Genomic DNA, 21590 nt, shown 5'->3' on the forward strand with positions numbered 1-21590 from the left:
AGGAATATATGAACAAGACTATAAAAGAATTTAAAGCCTATCGTACTAAAATGAACGATAGAATTCTAAATTGCGGCTTTAATGATTTTAAAAAATTTTTTGCTCTTGATAATAAAGCATACTACCAAGGAGCACTTCCTGCTAAAGTAAAAGAGTTAATGGGACTTGTAGCTTCAATGGTATTAAGATGCAATGATTGTATACTTTACCATATTGATAGGTCAATACAAGAAGGAGCTACAAGAGATGAACTGTATGAATCCTTCAATATAGCTTTAATTGTCGGTGGCTCAATTGTAATACCTCATTTGCGTTTTGCAATGGAAAAACTTGATGAAATGATTCCGGAGAAAAAATAATGAAATTAATTTTTGCAAGTCAAAATTTGGGGAAAGTAAAGGAAGTAAAGGGTATTTTTCTTAATACGCCTTTTGAAATAGTTTCGCTTTATGACTTGGGGAATAATATTAATGTTAAGGAAACAGGATCAACTTTTAGTGAAAATGCTTTCCTAAAAGCTAAGGCTGTCTATGATATTTACAAAGAACCAGTTATAGCGGATGATTCTGGATTAATGATAGAACAGTTAAATGGTAAACCTGGTGTCTTTTCAGCAAGGTATGCAGGAGAAAATTGTTCTTACAGAGATAATAATTTAAAAGTTATTTCCGAATTAAGAAATTTGCCAGAGCCGCATAGAGCCAAATTTGTTTGCGTTTCCCTTTTTTTAGACGGTAATGAAAAAATTGAAACGATTGGGGAACTTGTCGGCGTCATTATCAAAGAAGAAAGAGGAAGTGGCGGTTTTGGATACGACCCAATTTTTATACCCGACGGATTTTCCAAAACTATTGCTGAATTATCATTTGAAGAAAAAAATAAAATCAGTCACAGAGCTAAGTCATTTAATAAATTGAAAAATATCCTTATTGAAAAATTTTTTTGTTAAGAATTCTACCTGAAGATTAATTTTACTTCTCTGCAATTATTACTTGAACTATACCAAAAGTTAGGGAATAAACCTCCATTTTTTTAAAATTTGCTTTTCTAAACAGCTCAGTTAAATTTATATTCTGTTCAAATTCATTGACTGATTCAGGTAAATATGTGTAAGCTTCTTTATCTTTTGAAATTACTTTACCAATAAAAGGCAATATCTTATTAAAATAAAATGAGTAGACATATTTTATAATTGATTTTACCGGCAGCCTAAATTCAAGCACAGTTACTTTCCCATATGGTTTTAGTACCTTGTAAAATTGATTAAAAGCCTTTTCAATGTCATAAAAATTTCTAACTCCAAAGGCAACAATAACATTTGTAAAACTTTCCCTTTTAAAGGGGAGTGTTTCTGCAACGGACTGCACTATGTTTCCTTTGCTCCAATCAGCTTTTTTATTAAACAATTTTAACATGTTTAATGATAAGTCAGCCCCAAAAATTCTTTTAGCGCCGAGTTTTTTAGCTGCAATTGAGAAATCGCCAGTTCCGCAGGCAACATCAAGAATAATAGACGAATTGTTGATATTGCTAAGTTTAAGTGCCTTTCTGCGCCAATAAAAATCAATGCCTGCACTTAAAAAATGATTTAAAAAATCATATTTATCTGAAATTGAATCAAAAATTCTTTTTACTTTATTTTTTTTGTCGCTGCTCATTCTTTCTGAATGTTTTATGTAACTTTGTTAATCTTTTTTTTAATGTTATTTTTAACTTAGTAAGTTATATTATTATTATGAATTTGATGGAAAAATACTTAAAAGCGATACAACAAAATGTATGTGCAATCTGTGTCGATTCGAATGAAAGCGGTCATTGTAAGTTGACTGACAAAGAAATATGTGCAGTTGAATACTTTTTGCCTGAGATTGTTTCTGTAATTCACAATAGCAATACGGATGATTTACAGGAATGTTATAACAGACTAAAAGAGATTGTTTGTGTAAATTGCCGTGCTCAAACGCTTGACGGATATTGCTATTTAAGAGAAGATTCAAATTGTTCACTGGATAGATATTTTTCATTAATTATAGAAACAATATTAAAGGTTGATTCAGGCGAAATTTAGAAGACTTTCATCTTCGTATTCTCTCCCACCACAAAAATATATATTTGCCGCTCCAAATTGTAAAAATCATAAACAAAGCACCACCAATTAAATCAATAACATAATGATATCTTAAATAAACTGTTGCGAAAATTAGTAATGAACCATTTATAATAAAGAATTTTTTCAGTCTGCTGTTATATTTCACCGAAAGATACATTACAATTAAAGTAATTTCTGTATGACCGCTCGGGAAAGCATCCCTCTGAACCAACAACGAAGGGTTAGGAGTTCCCGCTGGTATTGATTCCCCAGAGTTAACAATTTCTCTTAAAAAATTGGTAAGTAGCAAACCAGGCATTTCAATGTTGTTTGTATCGAAATTATGTAGGGTAAAACGAGGACCGATAGCTGGGATAATTAAATACCCTATAAATGATAAGAAAAAGCCATAAACAATTAGAAAAGTACCATTTTGGAATTCTTCAAATTTGTTGTTAAGAATAAAATCAATGCCAAGAATAATTGGTAAAAAAAAGAAAGTACCATATACAATTTGCAGAATTTCAGTTAATAATGGATTAGAAATTTTGTATAGCTCTATTGTAGGGTCGCATCCAAAAATAGCTCTGTCTATTTTAATAAGTATATCATCATAAATTTTGCCCCGAATCGGTTCAATCATATAGTATAATTCTTTAAAGCACAAAAAAATTAAAGGTACTAAATACCAGTAATGCAGCTGTTTCCATAATATGCTGTATTTAGAATTATCTTTTATTGCAATTAAAACTACAATTAATATTGTAAGTGTGTTAAATAATAAATGCCGTTCCCAATTGGGAATTTGTTTTGAATAAATAATATTAATGAAAGAAAGTATAATCCCAAAAACGATGACTAAAAAGTCAGTGGGGGTAAGTTTTTTAATTATTTTTTTCAGCATTATTAGCAATGAAGCGCGTTATGGAAATAAATTCGTCTACTGTAAGACTTTCAGCTCTTCTCGATAAGTCAAAATCTATATTGTCAAATTTAATTTCTTTATAAATACTATTTGCAAACGAATTCTTTAATGTTTTTCTGCGGTTACCGAATGCCGCTTTTACAGTTTTTATAAACAAATTTGGAGGTATTCCTTCTGGCAATTTTTTGTTTAAGAAAATGTGTATAACTGCAGAATCTACTTTAGGCTTTGGTCTAAACACATTGGCAGAAACCTTAAAGCAGAATTTTGTTTCAGAAAAAAAATTTAATAAAACACTAAGTATTCCATATTCTTTTGTCTGAGGCTTAGCAAAGATTCTTTTAGCAACTTCATATTGTACCATCAGTACGGCATCATTAATTATTTCTCTGTGTTCAATTAACTTGAATATAATGGGCGAAGTTAAATTGTAAGGTATGTTGCCAATTATTCTAATCTTTTGTTTATGCGCAATAAAACCATTTAGGTCAATTTCTAAAAAATCTTTGTTTATCAATATTAAGTTAGGAAATGAATCTTTAAGTTCATTTATTACTCTTTTATCAATTTCAACTGCGTAGAATTTTTTTAGTTTTTGTGATAGTAATTTAGTTAAAGCACCTTTGCCTGGCCCTATTTCAATTACCAAATCGTCTATTTTCGGATTAAATTCAGCAACTATTTTATGGACGATATTTTTATCTATAAGATAATTTTGTCCCCACTTTCCTAAAGGTACAATTTGTTTCTTTTCCATAAAAATTAACAATTATATAATGGATGAAAACACTTCAAATTATGCGTGAAAATTAAATATTATGTAAATTGTGTCAAAGTAATTTTTACAAATAGAACAATTTTATGTCCGCTTACGAAATTATTTTTCTTTGTGCTTTTATATTGTATTTCTTGCAGACTTTTATCTTTACTTTAGGTGCTTCCAAAAAATTTCCAAGGCTTTCAGAAAGTGAATTACCTTTTATTACAATTTTAGTGGCAGCTAGAAATGAAGAAGATAATATTTTAGATTGTATGAAATCGCTGGATAATCTTGAATACCCAGCAGGCAAAATTGAGATAATTTTGATTGATGATCACTCAACCGATAAAACAAATGCTATAATTAATGATTTTATTAAAGATAAACCAAAATTTAAGTGTATTAGTGCACCTGAATCAGTTGGCAGACTGAAAGGCAAAGCAAATGCTTTGGCGTATGCACTTAAATTTGCGAAGGGTAAAGTAATTTTAACAACTGATGCTGATTGTGTTGTTTCACCTCTATGGGCTAAGACTCTTGCTTCTTATTATGCTGATAATGTTGCTTTTGTGGGTGGGTATACTACTCAAGACGATAAAACAATTTTTGGGGGAATGCAGGCTGTAGATTTTATTTACCTTCTTACTGTTTCGGCAGGCTCAATGAATTTTAATAGGCCGAATAGTTGTATTGGCAATAATATGTCGTATTTAAAAAAGGCTTATGATGAAGTTGGTGGTTACGAGTCTATTCCTTTTTCTGTTACCGAAGATTTTAGCCTTCTAAAAGCAATACATAATCTTGGTAAGTATAAAGTAATTTATCCATGTGATCCAGGCTCGCTTGTTACTTCTAAGCCGTGCAAAGACTGGAAATCTCTTTACTGGCAGAAAAAGAGATGGGGCGTCGGCGGTATTAAAAATGATTACTTAGGCTATTTGGCTGTGTTTACAGGATATGTTACGCATTTGTCTATTGTATTAATGCCTTTTATTTTCTCTGCTGTCTCTTTATATTTAACTTTTTCAAAAGTTGCTTTAGATTATTTTTTTGTAAAAACAGTCTTTAATAAACTCGGGATGAAATTAAAAATTGTACAATTTTTTGCTTTTGAGATTTATTTTATAATCTACGTGCTTGTCCTTCCGTTTGTGGTTCTGCCAAGCAGAAAGGTGATGTGGAAGGGAAGGGTATATTAATTTATTATTTATTATTCATTATTTATTATTTATTCTATACTGGATAATGTTGAAAAAAATATTTTTTGTTTTTTTAATTACTAATTTGATTTTTCCTCAGGATAAATCGGAATTTTTCCCAGATAAACTTAATATTCAACCCTTTACAGCTAATCCACTTGAGCCCAAATTAGGTTTTATTTCCAAATTAAATACGAATGAATTGCGATTAGATATTGGTAATTCAATTGACTTTTACAGATATCAAATTGACGAGCAAGTAATTTCACTGGGCTTTGATTTGTTTACTTATACTCTTTTAAGAAGCGAGAATCAATTTCATTTTCCAGTGGATGCTGTCGATTATTTGTTTGGAATCAATTTTGGTTATAAGAGAAAAATAAAAGGAAATGAGTTTGGCCTTAGAACGAGAATTAGCCATATTAGTGCTCATTTTGTAGACGGCCATTTCGATGGGACAACACAAAAATGGAGAGATAGCATTAATCCAAAAGTTTACAGCAGAGAATTTATTGAGTTGATGCCGTATTATAAATTAAATAAGATGAGAGTTTATTTTGGTTTCACTTTTTTATTTCATGTAGACCCCTCAACAATTAAAAAGGATAATTACCAATTTGGTTTTGATTATTTTCTGCCCTTTAAAAATTTTGACTTGTTTTCGCTTTTTTTAGGGTACGATATAAAGTTGATTCACCTTCAGAAATATACGGCAAACAATTCTTTAGTAGTCGGATTAAAATTTGGTAAAGTTGATGATAAGGGTATAAGCATTTACTATAATTATTATTCTGGGAAAAGTATACATGGGCAATATTTCGACCAAAATAGAATTTACTCGGCAATTGGTATAAATTTGGACTTATAAAATGCAAGATCCAATAGAAATAAAACTTTTACAGAAAAAAGATCAGGTGTGGATTCATATTCTGTTATTTTTGGTTACTTTCATTACAACAACAATAGCAGGCATGGAGTGGACGACTGGTAAAATTGGCCCTTATGAATTCGATTCGCTGTCAAAGGGTCTGCCATATTCGCTATCAATTTTGTTTATACTTGGCAGTCATGAATTTGGACATTACTTTGCAGCCATGTATCACCGTGTTAAAGCCACACTGCCTTATTTTATCCCTTTCCCCCCAATACCAGGCTTTTTTAATTTTGGCACTATGGGAGCAGTTATTAAAACAAAATCTGCTATTAATAATAACAAAGCAATGTTTGATATTGGAATTTATGGACCGATAAGCGGTTTTATAGCATGTTTAGTTGTTTTGATATATGGTTTTACTCACTTGCCGGGTGTTGATTACATTTTAGCTATACATCCAAACTATTTTTCGCCTGATTATGGTAAGGAAGGAATGAATTTAATTTTTGGCAACACTATTCTTTTTGATTTATTGGAAAAAATCTTTACTAACCCTAACCAGTTTGTACCGCCAATGTCTGAAATATATCATTACCCTTATTTATGCGTTGGCTGGTTCGGATTATTTGTTACTGCCATGAACATGATTCCAGTTGGTCAACTTGATGGCGGCCATATTATTTACAGCATGTTTAATAAAAAAGTTCATGAAATTATTGCTACTATTTCAATGATTTTACTTATTGCATTAGGAGTTGCTGGAATCTTAGATTCGATACTTCAAACAAACTTGAATATTGGATGGAGCGGCTGGTTATTCTGGGCATTTGTACTTAACTTTTTTATTAAAGTAAAACATCCTCCTGTACTTGAGTTCGTTAAGTTAGATAAAAAAAGAATGATGCTTGGTTACTTTGCTTTGCTTATTCTAATAGTCTCTTTTTCTCCAACACCGTTTATTATTACATTGTAATTTGTTGGATGTTTGCTTGACAAACTCAGTAAATTATATTTATTTTGAAAAAGAATTTAAGAGGAATAGATTTATAATAATTTGCTACTTTTTAATTAATTGGTGAAATTTAACTTGAGCACAAAAAGCAAATTATTATTATCTAATTCCTTTTTTTTGTACCTGTCTAATGATGGATGCTTATCTTTAATGAATTTATTCAAGAGAAAAATTAGTTTTGTTTTTGCTGTGACTTCTTTATTGTTTTTTTCTATTTCATGTGATAAAATACCCTCTAATGTTGTTCTGCCAAAGTTAGTAGACTACAGAATAACTCAAGTTAATTTTCCTTCTCGTGTTGTTTACAGTCCATCAGATTCTGTTGTTGTTGCTTCTATCCGAATCGAAAATCCCTCATCTGTCTCTGAAGTCTGGATGACGATAAAATCTTTGGATGGCACTATAACACTTTATGACAAAATTAATTTTTACGACAATGGCAAAGGGGATAACGGCGATTTGGTGGCTAATGATGGAATTTTCTCTGCAGCATTTAAAATGAGCAAAACTTTTTCAAACGGGAAATATGTAGCAGATATTTACGTTGTGGATAATGTAAGAGATGTAAACGAATCTACAAAACATGTTGCTGAAACTATATTTGAATATGATAATAACCAAATTCAGTTTCCGCCTGTATTATCTAACCTAAAATTGCCCTCAGCAATTAATAGAGGCGTTAATTTTATCTTTTCAATTGAAGCATATGACCAAAATGGACTTAACGACATTAAATATGTTTACTTTAAACTGTACAGGCCGGATGGCTCGTTAGTTGACCCAAATAATGGCTTAGGGTTTTTCTTAATGAATGATAAAGGCGACCCAAATTATGGTGATGCAGCAGCCAATGATGGTATTTTTTCATTTCAAAATTCTTTTTCATCAAATGCTCCAATTGGTCAATGGAAATTCGAATTCCAAGCTGTAGACTGGGAGGGAAACTTGAGCAATATTGTTACCCAAACAATTCAGGTTAACTAATGAAAAAATGCTTATTAATTTTTTTACTTTTTAATGTGTTGAATTTGACTGCACAAAGTCTACCGCATAGTTATTTTTTATCACCCGAAAGAAGCTATAAAATAGAAGATCTTACCCCTGCAAGTAACACTATTGAAAAAATTTTAATTGTGGATAATACTATATGGTTGGCAACATCTAATGGACTTAGTAAATCGGTAGATAATGGAAATACTTGGATAAACTATTACAATTCTAAAGACTTTGGTACTGAAAGTGTTTCTACAGTTGCAAACGATAACGGAACAATATGGGCAGCAACTTGGCATTTTGAAGTTATAAATGGACAAAATCTTCCAGTTGGTACTGGATTAAGATATTCAACTGACCAAGGCGAAACGTGGACAAAAATTGACCAGCCTGTAGATTCGCCTGGTGATTCTATTATTACTTACGGCATAAATAAAATTAGAGCATTGCCTATTACTACAACAGTTCAGAATTTTATTAGGGATATTGCTTTTACTCCAAACACTGTTTGGATTACAACTAATGCAGGCGGTTTAAGAAAATCAACTGATACGGGAAAAACTTGGCAAAGGATAATCCTACCACCTGATTATCTTGATTCAATTAAACCGACTGACACTTTACATTTTTCCCTTCAACCAGTTGCTGGTTCATTTGGTAACGAAGCAAATTTAAATCACATTGGATTTTCAATCCTTACTCTTAGCGATGGAACAATTTACGTAGGTACTGCAGGTGGTATTAATAAATCTACTGATGGCGGAATAAGCTGGATTAAGTTTAATCATACAAATCAAAAGCAGCCAATTAGTGGTAATCATATTTTAGCTATTAAATTTAATAAGGCTGATAGTTCTATTTGGGCTGCTACATGGAAAGCTGAGGGTGAATCTGAATATTGGGCTGTAAGTAGAACTATAGACGGCGGTTCGTCCTGGAATACTTTTTTGCCTGGTTCTTATGCTCTTGATTTCGGTTTTAAATATTATGGCGATATTAATAAGCCAATTAATGCTGATGTACTTGTTGCTACAGAAGATGGTTTATTTAGAACAAATAACAACGGGTTAACATGGATTGCTGCTCCACAAATTGTAGATGATGTTACTAAAATTAGTCTTAATACAAATCATTTTAGGACAGTTAAAACAAATCGTAGGGGAGACGGATCGACTGATATTTGGATAGGAAGTTTAAATGGATTGGCAAAATTAAATGAAACTAATGGTATTTGGAGTGGAACTTGGAAGGTTTATATAGCTTCCGGAGAATCATTGCAGCAAAATTCTTCTATAGCTTTTCCTAATCCATTTTCTCCAGATGACGAAAAATTAAATATTAAATATACTTTATCCCAAGATGCTGATGTTACAATTCGTATATTCGATTATGGAATGAATTTGGTTAGAACTATTATTCAAAATGTTCCTAAACGTGCAAATATAGATAATATTGAAATTTGGGATGGACGAGATGAGAAAGGAAGAATTGTTGCAAACGGTGTTTATTTTTATAGAATTGATGCTGGCAATAAACCACTTTTCGGTAAAATAATTGTAATGATGTAATGAAAAAAATATTTTACAAAATATTAGTTTTCTTTTTGCTTGTCGAAATTTTTACTTTGCACGGGCAGCCAAAATTTTCTGAAATATCTGGTAAAGCAGGTTCCTTTAGCAGATTAGGTTTTGGTGCGAGAGGAATGGGCATGGGGAATGCTATGTCTACTATTACAACTGGAAATTTATCCTCTTATTATAATCCCGCATTATCAGCGTTTCAAGAAGGTAACTCATTTCAAACTTCATATTCGTTTTTATCTTTAGACAGAACGCTAAATTTCGTTAATTTTACTAAAAGATTTGAATTTAGTAAATCCAAATCAGATGGCAGTAAGTCGAGGTCTACTGCCGGAATTAGTATTGGTTTAATAAATGCCGGTGTATCTAAAATTGATGTCCGAGATTCGCAAGGTATAAAGACAGGCGAGGTTTCTACTTCCGAAAATCAGTTCTTTCTTGGCGTTGCAAATAAATTCTCTGATAAGTTTGCAATTGGTCTTGCTTTTAAGTTCTACTACTTTAAACTTTTTGAGGGACTTTCATCAACTGGTTTTGGATTTGATATTGGGCTACTCTATTTGTTAAATAATAATTTAACGCTTTCATTTGTATTGACTGATATTAACAGTGCTTATAACTGGGATACGGGGCAAATTTATGGTACAGCCGGCAATACTACAAAAAATACTTTTCCACTACTAAAAAAGATTGGAGCTTCATATAATTTTAAAGAGTACGGATTAATTATTGCTGTTGAATACGAAAACAGTAATGCAAAGACTAATTATTTGCGAGTTGGGACTGAATACAATATATATCAAAATTTTTACTTACGCGCAGGTATTGATAAAATTGACCTAAGCAACTTTGATGTTCCTATACGACCCTCTCTTGGTTTTTCATATTTTTATTTGTTGAACAGCTTCAAAATTGGTGTTGATTATGCATTCATAATTGAACCTTACTCTTCAAGTGATTCTCATATTTTAGGAATAAATTTGATATTCTAATTATGAAGAGAACTTTTGTCTATTCTTTATATTTAATTTTGATATTTATTTTGTGCCCTTATTCTCTTTATTCTCAAGATGCAGGGAATACAGGATTAGCCTTTTTAAAAATTGGTTTTGGAGCAAGAAACATTTCGCTGGGCGACTTGGGTGTTGTCGGAATCAACGACCTTACATCAATTAACTATAACCCTGCACAATTAACTAAAATAACCTCTGCTCAAATTTCATTCACCCAAAATAATCTTATTCAAGATGTATCATCACAAATGTTTGCTGCAGGCTTTATTGCCTTTGGCATCCCAATTGCAGTAGGTATTAATAACACATCCATACCTAATATTGAAGTTAGAGAAAAACCTGGCCCAGCCCTCTCAGTTTTTGATGCTCATTATTTTATGGGAAGTATTTCTTCAGCAATCGAAATACAAAAACAAGTTTCAATTGGAATGACCATTAAATATCTCTATGAAAATATATTCATTGAAGATGCAACGGGCTTCGGGATAGATTTGGGTGTGACTTATTTAAACTTGTTAAGCGGCTTGGAATTTGGCGCATCTATTAAAAATCTAGGGTCAATGAATAAATTAAAAAATGAATCTACTAAATTACCTGCTGATTTGAGATTTGGTGTCGCTTATGCTGTGGATATTTCTTCCTTGAAAACAAAATTTAATTTTGTGGGTGGATATCAGAGATATTTGAACACCGAAGATAATCACTTTCATATTGGTGCTGAAGCAATTTATAACAATTTACTTTCTTTGAGAGCAGGGTACATAACTGGCTATGATTCTAAAAATTTCTCTGCAGGTGTTGGCATTAAATGGAATGGCTTTGATTTCGATTTTGCATATGTACCATTTAAATACGGTCTCGGAGATTCAAAAATTGTTTCTTTACTATTTACCTTTTAAGTTAATCTTAATCTGATAATTTTTTATCTCTCAATAATTATAATTGGGTTGACTTTTGTTTTGATCGAACAAGTTAAAGAGAAAAATTATAAAACTAATCTTGCATTATTTATTCTTCTATTATCAGCAGTTCTTATACGAATTTATTTTTTTGTAGGACTCATTTTTTCGGATGACTCATATTACAATCAGCTTTCATATCTGCTACTCAAGGGTGAGTATTTTGATAACTTTATTGGTTACCCAATCTTTCTGCTGAGAAAAGTTCAGACTTTACTCGTCACATTCTCAATGTTTGTTTTTGGAACAAACCAGCTTGCTACTATACTACCATCATTCTTTTTCTCAATTTTTAATTTGATTCTTCTTTACCATCTCGCTTTTTTGTTTACACAAAGTCGACAAGTTGCTTTGATTGCAGTATTTCTACTGGCTTTTTTCCCTGTAGATGTAATTTTTGCAACGATTAATTTTTCCGATCTCTCCTGTGCATTTTTTATTACTCTTGGCATTTATTTTTTATATAAGTCTTATTTAAGAAATTCTTCTTTACTTGCAATTCTATCTGGTAGTCTATTCTTTGTTTCTTTATTAATTAAAGAAAATTTTTATTACGTCTTTGTGCTTTTAATTGTATTAGTGATTTATTTATTTCTAAAAAAGCGCCTGCTTCAAAAGCAAATTTTAATTTCACTTGTTGTTTTCTTGATAGGAATAATTTTGGAGGGACTATTCTATTTATTTAGCACAGGTAATTTCTTTTATAGATTCGATGTTATAAAAGCAAATTACTCTTATTGTTATTACGATTTTTTCCCATATACCTTGTTAGGTGGTCATTTTTCTAACTCAGATTTTTTTGCTGCTCTTTTTAAGCAGATTTTTTTTCTTAACGTTAAATATTTGTTTCTAAGAAGATTTTACCTATTGCTACCTTTTATTGCATTAATCCAAAGTATAGTTTTGATTAAAAAGCAAAGAAAGATTAACAGTAATGATTCACTTTCAAATAAGCTTTTGATTTTTTGGTTTTTGGGACTTGTGATATTAATGCTTGGGTTCACAACTTCATTTACAGATTATAAGCCGTTGGATCTAAGAAGAAGTTGGTACATATTTATTATTATTTCTCCCATGATTATTCTCGTAGCTATGTTTATGAAAAATATTAGAATCAAAATTAGATATGGATTTTTCTTAATTTACTTTTTGTTCTCTTTAGTAATGGATTATGAATTTCATAACTTTTTTGATACCAAAAACAAAGCACAGCTTAAAAATTTTATAAAGAACAACAGTAGCTCCACTTTTTATTCAGATCACCACACTAAATACGGCATAGATTTGATTGACGAATACAAGCATATTGAAAAGCATCACATTATTTCAGGAGAAGACTTTATTTGGTCGAAAGTTAAACTGGATGGTTTTGTTATCTACAACAAGGATGAAATCAACGAACTAAAACTACAGGGTCATAAATATCCATCCTTTGAAGTGCTTAATTCGAATATGTTTGATAAGGAAAAAACTTTTGGGAAATATGTTATTTACAAGCGTATTAAATAAGATATGCAAAATAAAATGATTATTTTTCGTTAATTAATTTTGCTAATATTTCTGGAAATTTGTCTAATTATTTTCTTGAGAAGAATTACATTTTATAATCAAAAACCATTTAATAAAGCTTATGGAAATTATACCTTACACAGAAGAATGGAAAGAGAAGTGGGACCAGTTTGTAATTGAGTCTAATAACGGTACAATGTTTCATCTACAAAAGTTTTTAGATTATCATACACCTGGCAAATTTACTTTTCATCATCTAATTTTTTTAGATAAAGGGGAAATTGTTGCAGTGTTGCCAGGTTCATTGTCAGTTGATGGTTTATTTGAATCACCAATAGGGGCAAGTTATGGTTCTATTGTTACTCGTGATATAAAATTTTCTAAAGCAATGGAAATAGTTGAGACACTATTAAACTTTGGAAGAGAAAATAACATTAAAGAGTTCTTACTTACGCCTGCTCCTTTAATTTATGAAACTTATCCTAACCAAAGTCTTGATTTTGCAATGTTGTGGTGCGGATTTAGTTATAAGCTGCATTATATTTCCAGTGCTATAAAACTCGATAAAGAAAGAGATATACTGCAGAGGTTTTCACCTACGGTTAGAAGAAATATTAGAAAAACGTTCAGAGATTTTAAGCTGCATGTGGAAATAAACGAGAAGTACAATGAATTTTATCCTATTCTGTTGGAAAACAAAGCTCGTCATAATGTAAAACCTACACATACATATGAAGACTTGTTAAGATTAAAAGAGCTGTTGCCTGACAGACTAAAGTTGTTTATGGTTTATTACAATAATAAACCAATTGGAGGTTCATTAATGTTTTTCCCTAATAAAAAAGTAGCTTTATGTTTTTACAATATGTTATTATACGACTATGCGGAGTTTAAACCTATTCAACGCGTGATGTATGAAGTTGTAAAATATTGTACTGACGAGGGATTCTCTTATGTTGATATTGGTGTGTCACAAGATACAAAAGCTGAAAACCCAATGACACCAAGTATGAGTCTTATAGAGTTTAAAGAAAAATTCGATGCTAAAACAATTATGAGAAATACTTTTTACATAAAGCTTTAATGTCATTAAATCTTTTCCTTCCTTAAATATATGACAAAAAAAGTGTGCATATCATTTCTTGGGAATTTCCAGCATGATTCAAGAGTGACTAACCTTTCTAATTCGTTGCGTAATGATGGTTATGAAGTTTCGATTATTTCTTTCGATTGGCGTACCTTGAGTCGCAATTATCTTTCCCCAAAAGAAAAAATATATCGATTGAAAAGAGGAGGAAGTAATTTTTCATTTTATTTCAACTTTGCTTTTAAGTTAACAAGAGAATTATTTAAGTGCAGCGCTGATGTATATTTTGCAGAAGATATTTATACATTGCCATTCGTTACCCTTGTCGCTAAACTGAAAAAAGCTAAAATTATATACAACAGCAGAGAATTATATGCTTTTATTGGCGGTCTTACTCACAAGCCGCTTCTACAAAAAATTATTAAATTAATAGAAAGTTTACTTATTAAACGTGTTGATTTAATCTTAACTACAGGTGAAATGGATTCAGCTTTTATTAATAATTTCTATAAAGTTAAAAACACCTTAGTTATTCGTAATTTGCCTTTATACCAAAAATCTTTTGAAAAAATAAACTTGAGACAAATGTATAATATCCCCAATGATAAAGTTATTTTGCTTTATCAAGGAGTCTTAATAGGTGGTAGAGGAATTAAGTTGATTATGTCAATTATAAAAGAAGTACCTGAGGCTGTATTAATTTTGTTTGGAGATGGCGAAGAAAAAGTAAATTTTAAAAACTTGGCATTCAATTTAGGAATTGATGATAGAGTTATATTTGGAGGAACAATCCCACAAAAGCAATTAATTAATTATACATCTGGTGGCGATATTGGGATTGCGTTAATTGAGAATATTAGTATTAGCTATTATCATGCACTGCCTAATAAATTGTTTGAGTACATAATGGCAGGGCTTCCTGTATTATCGAGCAATTTACCTCAAATGAAAAATATTGTAGAAAATTACAAAGTTGGGAAAGCAGTAAATATTGATTCAAAAGGTGAAATAATAATTGCATTAAAGGAAATGATTCAGAACAAAGAATTATTAAGTGTATATAAGGCTAACTGTGAAAAAGCTTCATTAGAACTGAACTGGCAAAAAGAATTTGACAAAGTGAAGCCTATTTTGTATAAGTTTTTTTAATTTATGAAAAATCAAAAGAGAATACTGATTGTTAGACCAGACCGAATTGGAGATGTGGTATTATCTACACCGCTGCCCCGCGAAATAAAAAGACAATTTCCTAATGCTTACATTGCAATAATGTTAAAAAAATATACTAAAGATATTTTTTATAATAATCCTTATGTCAACAAAATTTTATTGGTAGATGATGATAAAAGTTTTTGGGAAAAAGTAAGAGAAATTAAGAAAGAGAAATTTACTCATGCATTAATGCTCTTGCCTTCCAAAAAATTAAATTACATGTTATTTCTTTCTGGTATACCTTATAGAGTTGGAGTAGGACATAAGCTTTATCAATTCCTTACTTTTACTCGCTTTGTCTCAAGAAAAAAATATAGACCATTAAGGCATGAAGCAGATTACTGCATGGACCTTGCAAGGAAGATTGGAGTTATTCCGAATAGTTTAGATACAGAAATTTTTCTTACAAAAGATGAGATGTTGAAAGTAAAGAAGATAAAAGAACAGATACTTTCAGCTAAGAAATATATTATTGGAATTCATACAACAAGTGGCAATTCATCTCCAAATTGGTCACCCTTAAAGTATAAAGAGCTTATTGAACAATTAACTAACAATCCTGATTTCCACATAATAATCACCGATAATCAAGTACCTCATATACTACAAAATATAACTGGTGTAGACTACCCAAATATCAATAAACCGCTTCGAGAATCATTAGTTATTTTTGCTGCATTAGATTATTTAATTTCGTCGAGTACCGGTCCAATGCATTTAGCAGCGGCGTTGAGAGTTAAAACTATTTCTTTGTTTTGTCCATTAACTGCATGTTCACCAAAACTATGGGGACCAATAGGGAACCCGAATAAAATTATACTCCCTTCCGAGAACTATTGTAGTAATTTTTGTCCAGGCGACCCAAAGAAATGCAATTTTGAAGGTGAAGGTGGGATATCTGTAGAAAATATATTTCAAGCTTTATATGCATGGATTAATCAAAAATAGTTCATAACAAGATATAATCTTTAAAGTAAATTGTTAAAAATTATGGAGATAGAGCAAGCTCTATAAAAAGACAAAAAAACATGCCTTACTATTCTTTGCGTTACGAACTATATATTATTTATTTTTGCTTGTCGATTTTTAGAAAAAATATCAGCGAAGAAATATGAAAAGCAATGATTCAGAAATAAAGAGGCCTAAAAATTTTATTTATGAAATAATTGAAGAAGATTTAAAAACAAATAAATGGGGCGGCAGAGTTCATACACGTTTCCCACCCGAACCGAATGGATATTTGCACATTGGCCATGCTAAATCTATTTGTTTGAATTATGGCATCGCTAAAGATTTCAACGGTAAATTTAATTTGCGATTTGATGATACAAATCCAGAAAAAGAAGAGACAGAATACGTTGAATCTATTATTGAAGATGTTAAATGGTTAGGTGCAGATTTTGGCGAAAAAGTTTTATATGCATCAGATTATTTTGAACAAATGTACCTATGGGCAGTTGAGTTAATTAAAAAAGGTAAAGCTTATGTGTGTGATTTAAGTGCTGAAGAAATTAGAGAAACAAGAGGTACATTAACAGTACCAGGTAAGGAAAGTCCCTATAGAAACAGGAGTATAGAAGAAAACCTTGACTTGTTTGAACGAATGCGAAAAGGCGAATTTCCGAATGGCGCAAAGACTTTACGTGCTAAAATTGATATGTCGTCGCCCAACTTGAATTTAAGAGACCCTGTAATGTACAGAATAATTCACCAAGAGCATCATAGACAAGGTAACAAGTGGTGTATTTATCCAACTTACGACTGGGCACATGGTTTAGAAGATTCAATTGAGGGAATTACACACTCAATTTGTACACTAGAATTTGAAAACCATAGACCATTATATGATTGGTTTTTAAATGAGTTGGGTATCTATCATCCGCAGCAAATAGAATTTGCAAGATTAAATTTATCCTACACTGTAATGAGTAAACGTAGATTATTACAGTTAGTTCAAGAAAAATATGTTGATGGATGGGATGACCCTCGGATGCCAACAATCTCTGGTTTAAGACGAAGAGGATACACACCACAGGCAATTAGAAATTTCACAGAAATTATAGGCGTTGCAAAACGTGATGCTTTGACTGATTATGCACTGTTAGAATATGCAATTAGAGATGAGTTAAATAAACATGCTCAAAGAGTAATGGCAGTTCTGCGCCCTCTTAAGGTTAAGTTAATTAATTATCCTGATGATAAGATTGAATATGTTGATGCAATTAATAATCCTGAAGACCCATCTGCAGGAACGCGTAAGTTACCTTTCTGCAAAGAAATATTTATTGAACAAACAGATTTTATGGAGAACCCGCCAAAAGGTTATTATCGTTTAACTCAAGGTGCTGAAGTAAGGCTGCGGTACGCATATATAATTAAGTGTGAAAAAGTAATTAAGAATAATAATGGTGAAATTGTTGAGCTCCATTGTACTTATGACCCGGCAACTAAAAGTGGGAGTGGTACAAGCAACAAAAAAGTAAAAGGGGTGATACATTGGGTTTCTGCTCACCATTCCTTAAAAGCTGAAGTGCGTTTGTACGATAGACTATTTACAATTGAAAACCCAGGTGAGAAAGAGAACTGGAAAGATTATATTAATCCTAATTCTCTTGAAATAATAACAGATGCATTAGTTGAACCTTCACTTAGCAATGCAAAGCCGGGCGATAAGTTCCAATTTGAAAGACTTGGATACTTCTGTGTCGATACAAAATATTCAACAAAAGAAAAATTGGTGTTTAACCGAACCGTTAGCATAAAAGATAGCTGGACTAAAAAGAGTTAGTCTCTCGCTTTCTCAAAACAATTAGTGACTACTTATGCAAATAGAGCATATTCAACGAGCAATTTTTTTGCAATAAAATCCTAATAAAACAGAAAGACATCTTCTTGGGATAATCCCTGAGAAAACAAAAATGGTTAATTTATTGGGCGATATAAAATTTACATTATAATTCACTGCTGTCCAAAATAATTTTGAAATCAAATCCCGAAGGGATGAATTACCAAATAAGTTCAGAAAACTTCAAGATTTTGGACTATTCTACTTGTCTTGTAAATCAAACCCTATCTCGTCCATACGGGACTTTTAACTTCAGTTTGATATTTATTTATTCTATAACTATATAATCCCTAAAGGGATTACATTGGTTTATGCATAATCAAAACTTTATTGTCCCGTCAGAACAAAATATTTATAGGATAAAGAACAAAGAAATAGATTAAGTCCATTTAGGGACGAGACAAAAAATATATTGGACAGATATGTTATAATTAGTGAAATTCTTGTCTGCTTTTGGCAAGAACATTTAGGAGTTGTAATCTGAAAATTAAACTAAAATTGTTGTTACGAGGACTCCCGACTATAAAGGGTTTTCAGGAGTAATGAGTCGGGACGACGAAGTAACCTTTAACAAAACTTTTTTAATGGTTTGACTTTTTTAGTGTTTTGCTGCCTTGTTACTTCGTTCCTCGCAATAACAATTTTTAAGTTGTGCAACAGGCTCTGCCTACTGACAGGTTTTTTTGCCAATAGGTAGTATACATTTGCGATAATAATGAACCATGAAGTTGGTGAATAATCATAAAAAAATATTCTCTTACAGATTATTAAATACCATAATCAAATAGCACTTTCCCCAGATTCTTCAGTTCTAATTCTTATTGCATCTTCTACATTGTAGATAAATATTTTGCCGTCTCCAACTTCACCTGTTTTTGATGTTTTAATAATTATTTCTATTGCGCTTTCGGCTCTGTGATCAGGGCAAACCAGCTCGATTTTTATTTTTGGAGTAAAATTAATATTGTATTCAGTACCCCGGTAAACTTCTTTGTGTCCTTTTTGTCTACCGTAACCTCTAACTTCAGTTACAGTAAGACCGGGAAAATTAGCATTGCTCAGTGCATCTTGTACTTCATCTAATTTGTGTGGTCTTATTATTGCTTCTATTTTTTTCATATTTAAAGCCTCATTAGTTTTTATGTTAGAAAAATAGTTAATTATTAATTGTTACATACTAATTCCTATTACGTAAAACAAATTCTCAGAAGACGGATTAAGTATAATTGAGCCAAAGAGTGGGAAACTAAAACTTTCAGTTATTTTAACACTTTTTGAAGCAGTAAAGCCGAGATTGATAATACTAAAGTTTGAAACACCGTAGTATTTTGAATTATCACCTGGAGTTCCACCAAGAAACAGATTTAAATCTACGCCACTAACAGCAGTAGTATAATTTAATTGGAAGTAAATTGGATTATTAGCTACGTTATATAAAAAATAATTAAAAGAAAGTGAAATAGGTATATCTTGTGGTGCTGCATAATTAATATTTAATTCAATAAAGTGAGCACCTGGTCCCTCTGGATCATTATGATTGTGAATATTGCCAATTTTTGTTCCGCTATTTGGATTCGTGTAATCTGTAAAACCTAAACTCAGCGTGCCTGCTTTTGTGAGGCTAAGTGAATAGCTGGTATAAATATCGATTTCGTTTAGACCGTTAGGATTAGAAAGGGAATAAGCACCCCAGAAACCAAAGTTAAAATCACTGAAAGTAAATTTAATATTGGGTTGTAAGCTAGGCGTATTTTGACCAAGATCTATACCTCTCCAAATATACCTGCTTACCAAATCTGTACCCACAGATAATTCTTGTGCTTTTAATTGGTTTGTAAGTATTATTGAATAGGTGAATAAAATAATCAATGATAATTTTTTTATTAATGTGTTCATGTTATAATCTCCATATTGTTATTAAATTTTATGATAAATAAGCATTAAGGTGATACTTTTTCGAATTCGGGATAGCATTCTAATCCATGTTCACCAATATCTAAGCCTTCTAATTCTTCCTCGGGTTTTACTCTTAATCCAACAGTCTTTTGCAATATTTTAAACAAAATATAAGCGGTAGTGAAAGCCCAAATAAAAGCTGCAATTATACCAAGTGTTTGTACGCCTACAACAGACCAGGAGAAGCCATTTTTATCTAGGGCTCCGGCAAGCAAAGTACCCCAAGCACCACAAACACCATGAACAGATATTGCCCCTACGGGATCATCTATTTTTGCTTTTTTCTCAAAAAACAACACACTGAAAACAACAAGAATGCCTGCTGTAGCTCCTATAATAACTGAACTAGTTGCAGTAACATTTGCACAACCCGCAGTAATAGCTACAAGACCAGCAAGGGCACCATTGAAAGTCATAGTAGCTTCTGGTTTTTTAAAAATGACCCATGCTGTTATCATAGCTGCGCATGCACCTGCAGCGCCAGCTAAGTTTGTATTTACAGCAATTGAAGCTATATCTTTGTTTGCAGCAGTAGTGCTACCAGGGTTAAAACCAAACCAGCCGAACCAAAGTATAAATGTGCCAAGTGCAGCTAAAGTAAGGTTATGTCCAGGAATGGCTTTTACTTTACCATCTTTTGTGTATTTACCAATTCTTGCTCCAAGTATCATAGCTCCAGCTAAAGAGCACCATCCTCCAATGGAATGGACCACAGTAGAACCTGCAAAATCTATAAAACCAAGTTTTTCTAACCAGCCGCCACCATGAAATAATCCACCCCATGCCCATGAACCAAATATTGGGTAAATAACTGCTGAAATAACTGCTGAATAAATTAAGTATGCAATAAATTTTGTCCTTTCAGCCATAGCTCCTGAAACAATGGTAGCAGATGTTGCAGCAAAAACTACTTGAAACATCCAAAATGCAAATACCCACTGGTCTCCATTTTTAGAAAAATCAGAAAAGAAAAAACCCGAAGTACCAAACCAACCTGTATTGTTTATGCCGAACATTATTCCAAAGCCAATTGCCCAGAAGACAATTGATCCAACAGCAAAATCCATTAAATTTTTCATCAGAATATTGACTGTGTTTTTACTTCTGGTTAGACCAGCTTCTACCATGGCGAAACCAGCTTGCATAAAAAAAACTAAAAAAGCTGCAATTAGCGTCCATACATAATCGGCATGTGTTTGCACCTCTGCAATTTTCGCGGCATTGCTTTCGACTGTAGGCGATGCCTCTTGGGCAAATAGTATGACAGGTGAAAATAGCAGAAGAAATAAAATCAGTTTTTTATAATAACTCATTTATATACCTCCCTTTTTTGTGGTAGTTTGTTTTAGTGGTTATTTAGTTTTTGTGTCTAATAATTAACTTTGGTTAATCTGCTATTTATCCTAAATAAATATGTTATTAATTCTCATATACCTAAGAAAATAAGGAAATTCAATTCGCAAATATAAATTATTTTTTTCCTTTGTCAAGGCTTTTTTAGTTTTTTTATAAATTTTTAATTAATGTTTTATGATGATTTCGTGGTGTGGTTTGCCTAATACACACTTTTTTGCACT

The 21590-nt window shown here is 31.6% G+C and carries 21 protein-coding genes; 15 read left to right on the forward strand and 6 right to left on the reverse strand.

Features of this window, described 5'->3' with window-relative positions; all coding sequences use genetic code 11:
• Window positions 1-8 precede the first annotated feature (8 nt).
• Together ABRY23_08305 and rdgB are read left to right on the forward strand one after the other, a co-directional pair.
• Window positions 9-359, forward strand: a complete 351-nt coding sequence (locus ABRY23_08305; protein ID MFA3783049.1) for a carboxymuconolactone decarboxylase family protein — start codon at window positions 9-11, stop codon at window positions 357-359.
• A complete protein-coding gene (rdgB, locus tag ABRY23_08310; protein ID MFA3783050.1) occupies window positions 359-949 on the forward strand; it encodes an RdgB/HAM1 family non-canonical purine NTP pyrophosphatase in 591 nt (196 codons plus the stop codon). The genes ABRY23_08305 and rdgB overlap by 1 nt, the downstream gene beginning before the upstream one ends.
• A gap of 22 nt (window positions 950-971) precedes the next feature.
• Here the strand turns inward: rdgB and ubiE are convergent, their stop codons facing one another.
• On the reverse strand, window positions 972-1658 hold the full coding sequence (ubiE, locus tag ABRY23_08315) for a bifunctional demethylmenaquinone methyltransferase/2-methoxy-6-polyprenyl-1,4-benzoquinol methylase UbiE (GenBank protein MFA3783051.1): 687 nt from the start codon (window positions 1656-1658) through the stop codon (window positions 972-974).
• 86 nt (window positions 1659-1744) lie between these two features.
• Between ubiE and ABRY23_08320 the strand changes: the two genes are divergently transcribed.
• Window positions 1745-2068 (forward strand): hypothetical protein, encoded by a 324-nt coding sequence (locus ABRY23_08320; protein ID MFA3783052.1) that lies wholly within the window; start codon window positions 1745-1747, stop codon window positions 2066-2068.
• Window positions 2069-2075: 7 nt separating this feature from the next.
• Here ABRY23_08320 and ABRY23_08325 read toward each other — a convergent pair whose 3' ends face one another.
• Window positions 2076-2993, reverse strand: coding sequence for a phosphatase PAP2 family protein (locus tag ABRY23_08325; GenBank protein ID MFA3783053.1), 918 nt, complete (start codon window positions 2991-2993; stop codon window positions 2076-2078).
• Window positions 2974-3771, reverse strand: a complete 798-nt coding sequence (gene rsmA, locus ABRY23_08330; GenBank protein ID MFA3783054.1) for a 16S rRNA (adenine(1518)-N(6)/adenine(1519)-N(6))-dimethyltransferase RsmA — start codon at window positions 3769-3771, stop codon at window positions 2974-2976. The genes ABRY23_08325 and rsmA overlap by 20 nt, the downstream gene beginning before the upstream one ends.
• A 104-nt stretch (window positions 3772-3875) precedes the next feature.
• Here rsmA and ABRY23_08335 point away from each other — a divergent pair, with 104 nt between their 5' ends.
• The 12 genes from ABRY23_08335 (at window position 3876) to ABRY23_08390 (ending at window position 18000) form a co-directional block, all read left to right on the forward strand.
• Window positions 3876-4973, forward strand: coding sequence for a glycosyltransferase (locus ABRY23_08335; protein ID MFA3783055.1), 1098 nt, complete (start codon window positions 3876-3878; stop codon window positions 4971-4973).
• 46 nt (window positions 4974-5019) lie between these two features.
• On the forward strand, window positions 5020-5841 hold the full coding sequence (locus ABRY23_08340; GenBank protein MFA3783056.1) for a DUF1207 domain-containing protein: 822 nt from the start codon (window positions 5020-5022) through the stop codon (window positions 5839-5841).
• A gap of 1 nt (window position 5842) precedes the next feature.
• Window positions 5843-6820, forward strand: coding sequence for a site-2 protease family protein (locus ABRY23_08345; protein MFA3783057.1), 978 nt, complete (start codon window positions 5843-5845; stop codon window positions 6818-6820).
• A 189-nt stretch (window positions 6821-7009) separates the two neighbouring features.
• Window positions 7010-7843 (forward strand): hypothetical protein, encoded by an 834-nt coding sequence (locus tag ABRY23_08350; GenBank protein MFA3783058.1) that lies wholly within the window; start codon window positions 7010-7012, stop codon window positions 7841-7843.
• On the forward strand, window positions 7843-9420 hold the full coding sequence (locus ABRY23_08355; protein ID MFA3783059.1) for a hypothetical protein: 1578 nt from the start codon (window positions 7843-7845) through the stop codon (window positions 9418-9420). The genes ABRY23_08350 and ABRY23_08355 overlap by 1 nt, the downstream gene beginning before the upstream one ends.
• On the forward strand, window positions 9420-10424 hold the full coding sequence (locus ABRY23_08360) for a hypothetical protein (protein ID MFA3783060.1): 1005 nt from the start codon (window positions 9420-9422) through the stop codon (window positions 10422-10424). Before ABRY23_08355 ends, ABRY23_08360 begins: the two co-directional genes overlap by 1 nt.
• A gap of 2 nt (window positions 10425-10426) precedes the next feature.
• Window positions 10427-11344, forward strand: a complete 918-nt coding sequence (locus tag ABRY23_08365) for a PorV/PorQ family protein (protein MFA3783061.1) — start codon at window positions 10427-10429, stop codon at window positions 11342-11344.
• A 60-nt stretch (window positions 11345-11404) separates the two neighbouring features.
• Window positions 11405-12913, forward strand: coding sequence for an ArnT family glycosyltransferase (locus ABRY23_08370; protein MFA3783062.1), 1509 nt, complete (start codon window positions 11405-11407; stop codon window positions 12911-12913).
• Window positions 12914-13034: 121 nt separating this feature from the next.
• Complete coding sequence (locus ABRY23_08375) at window positions 13035-13997, forward strand: GNAT family N-acetyltransferase (GenBank protein MFA3783063.1); 963 nt, start codon at window positions 13035-13037, stop codon at window positions 13995-13997.
• An 84-nt stretch (window positions 13998-14081) separates the two neighbouring features.
• On the forward strand, window positions 14082-15149 hold the full coding sequence (locus ABRY23_08380) for a glycosyltransferase (protein MFA3783064.1): 1068 nt from the start codon (window positions 14082-14084) through the stop codon (window positions 15147-15149).
• Window positions 15150-15152: 3 nt separating this feature from the next.
• Window positions 15153-16160: a glycosyltransferase family 9 protein gene (locus ABRY23_08385; protein ID MFA3783065.1), complete on the forward strand. Its 1008-nt coding sequence runs from the start codon at window positions 15153-15155 to the stop codon at window positions 16158-16160.
• Window positions 16161-16323: 163 nt separating this feature from the next.
• Window positions 16324-18000 carry a glutamine--tRNA ligase/YqeY domain fusion protein gene (locus ABRY23_08390; protein MFA3783066.1) on the forward strand — a complete coding sequence of 559 codons (1677 nt, stop codon included), beginning with the start codon at window positions 16324-16326 and terminating at the stop codon, window positions 17998-18000.
• 837 nt (window positions 18001-18837) lie between these two features.
• Here ABRY23_08390 and ABRY23_08395 read toward each other — a convergent pair.
• Genes ABRY23_08395 through ABRY23_08405 form a run of 3 tightly spaced genes read right to left on the reverse strand, consistent with a single transcriptional unit; the run spans window position 18838 to window position 21326 of the window.
• Complete coding sequence (locus ABRY23_08395; GenBank protein ID MFA3783067.1) at window positions 18838-19176, reverse strand: P-II family nitrogen regulator; 339 nt, start codon at window positions 19174-19176, stop codon at window positions 18838-18840.
• A gap of 51 nt (window positions 19177-19227) precedes the next feature.
• Complete coding sequence (locus tag ABRY23_08400) at window positions 19228-19953, reverse strand: TorF family putative porin (GenBank protein MFA3783068.1); 726 nt, start codon at window positions 19951-19953, stop codon at window positions 19228-19230.
• A 44-nt stretch (window positions 19954-19997) separates the two neighbouring features.
• On the reverse strand, window positions 19998-21326 hold the full coding sequence (locus tag ABRY23_08405; GenBank protein MFA3783069.1) for an ammonium transporter: 1329 nt from the start codon (window positions 21324-21326) through the stop codon (window positions 19998-20000).
• Between the last annotated feature and the right edge of the window lie 264 nt (window positions 21327-21590).

The sequence above is a fragment of the Melioribacteraceae bacterium 4301-Me genome, assembly GCA_041538185.1.
GTDB classification, from domain to species: domain Bacteria; phylum Bacteroidota; class Ignavibacteria; order Ignavibacteriales; family Melioribacteraceae; genus Pyranulibacter; species Pyranulibacter aquaticus.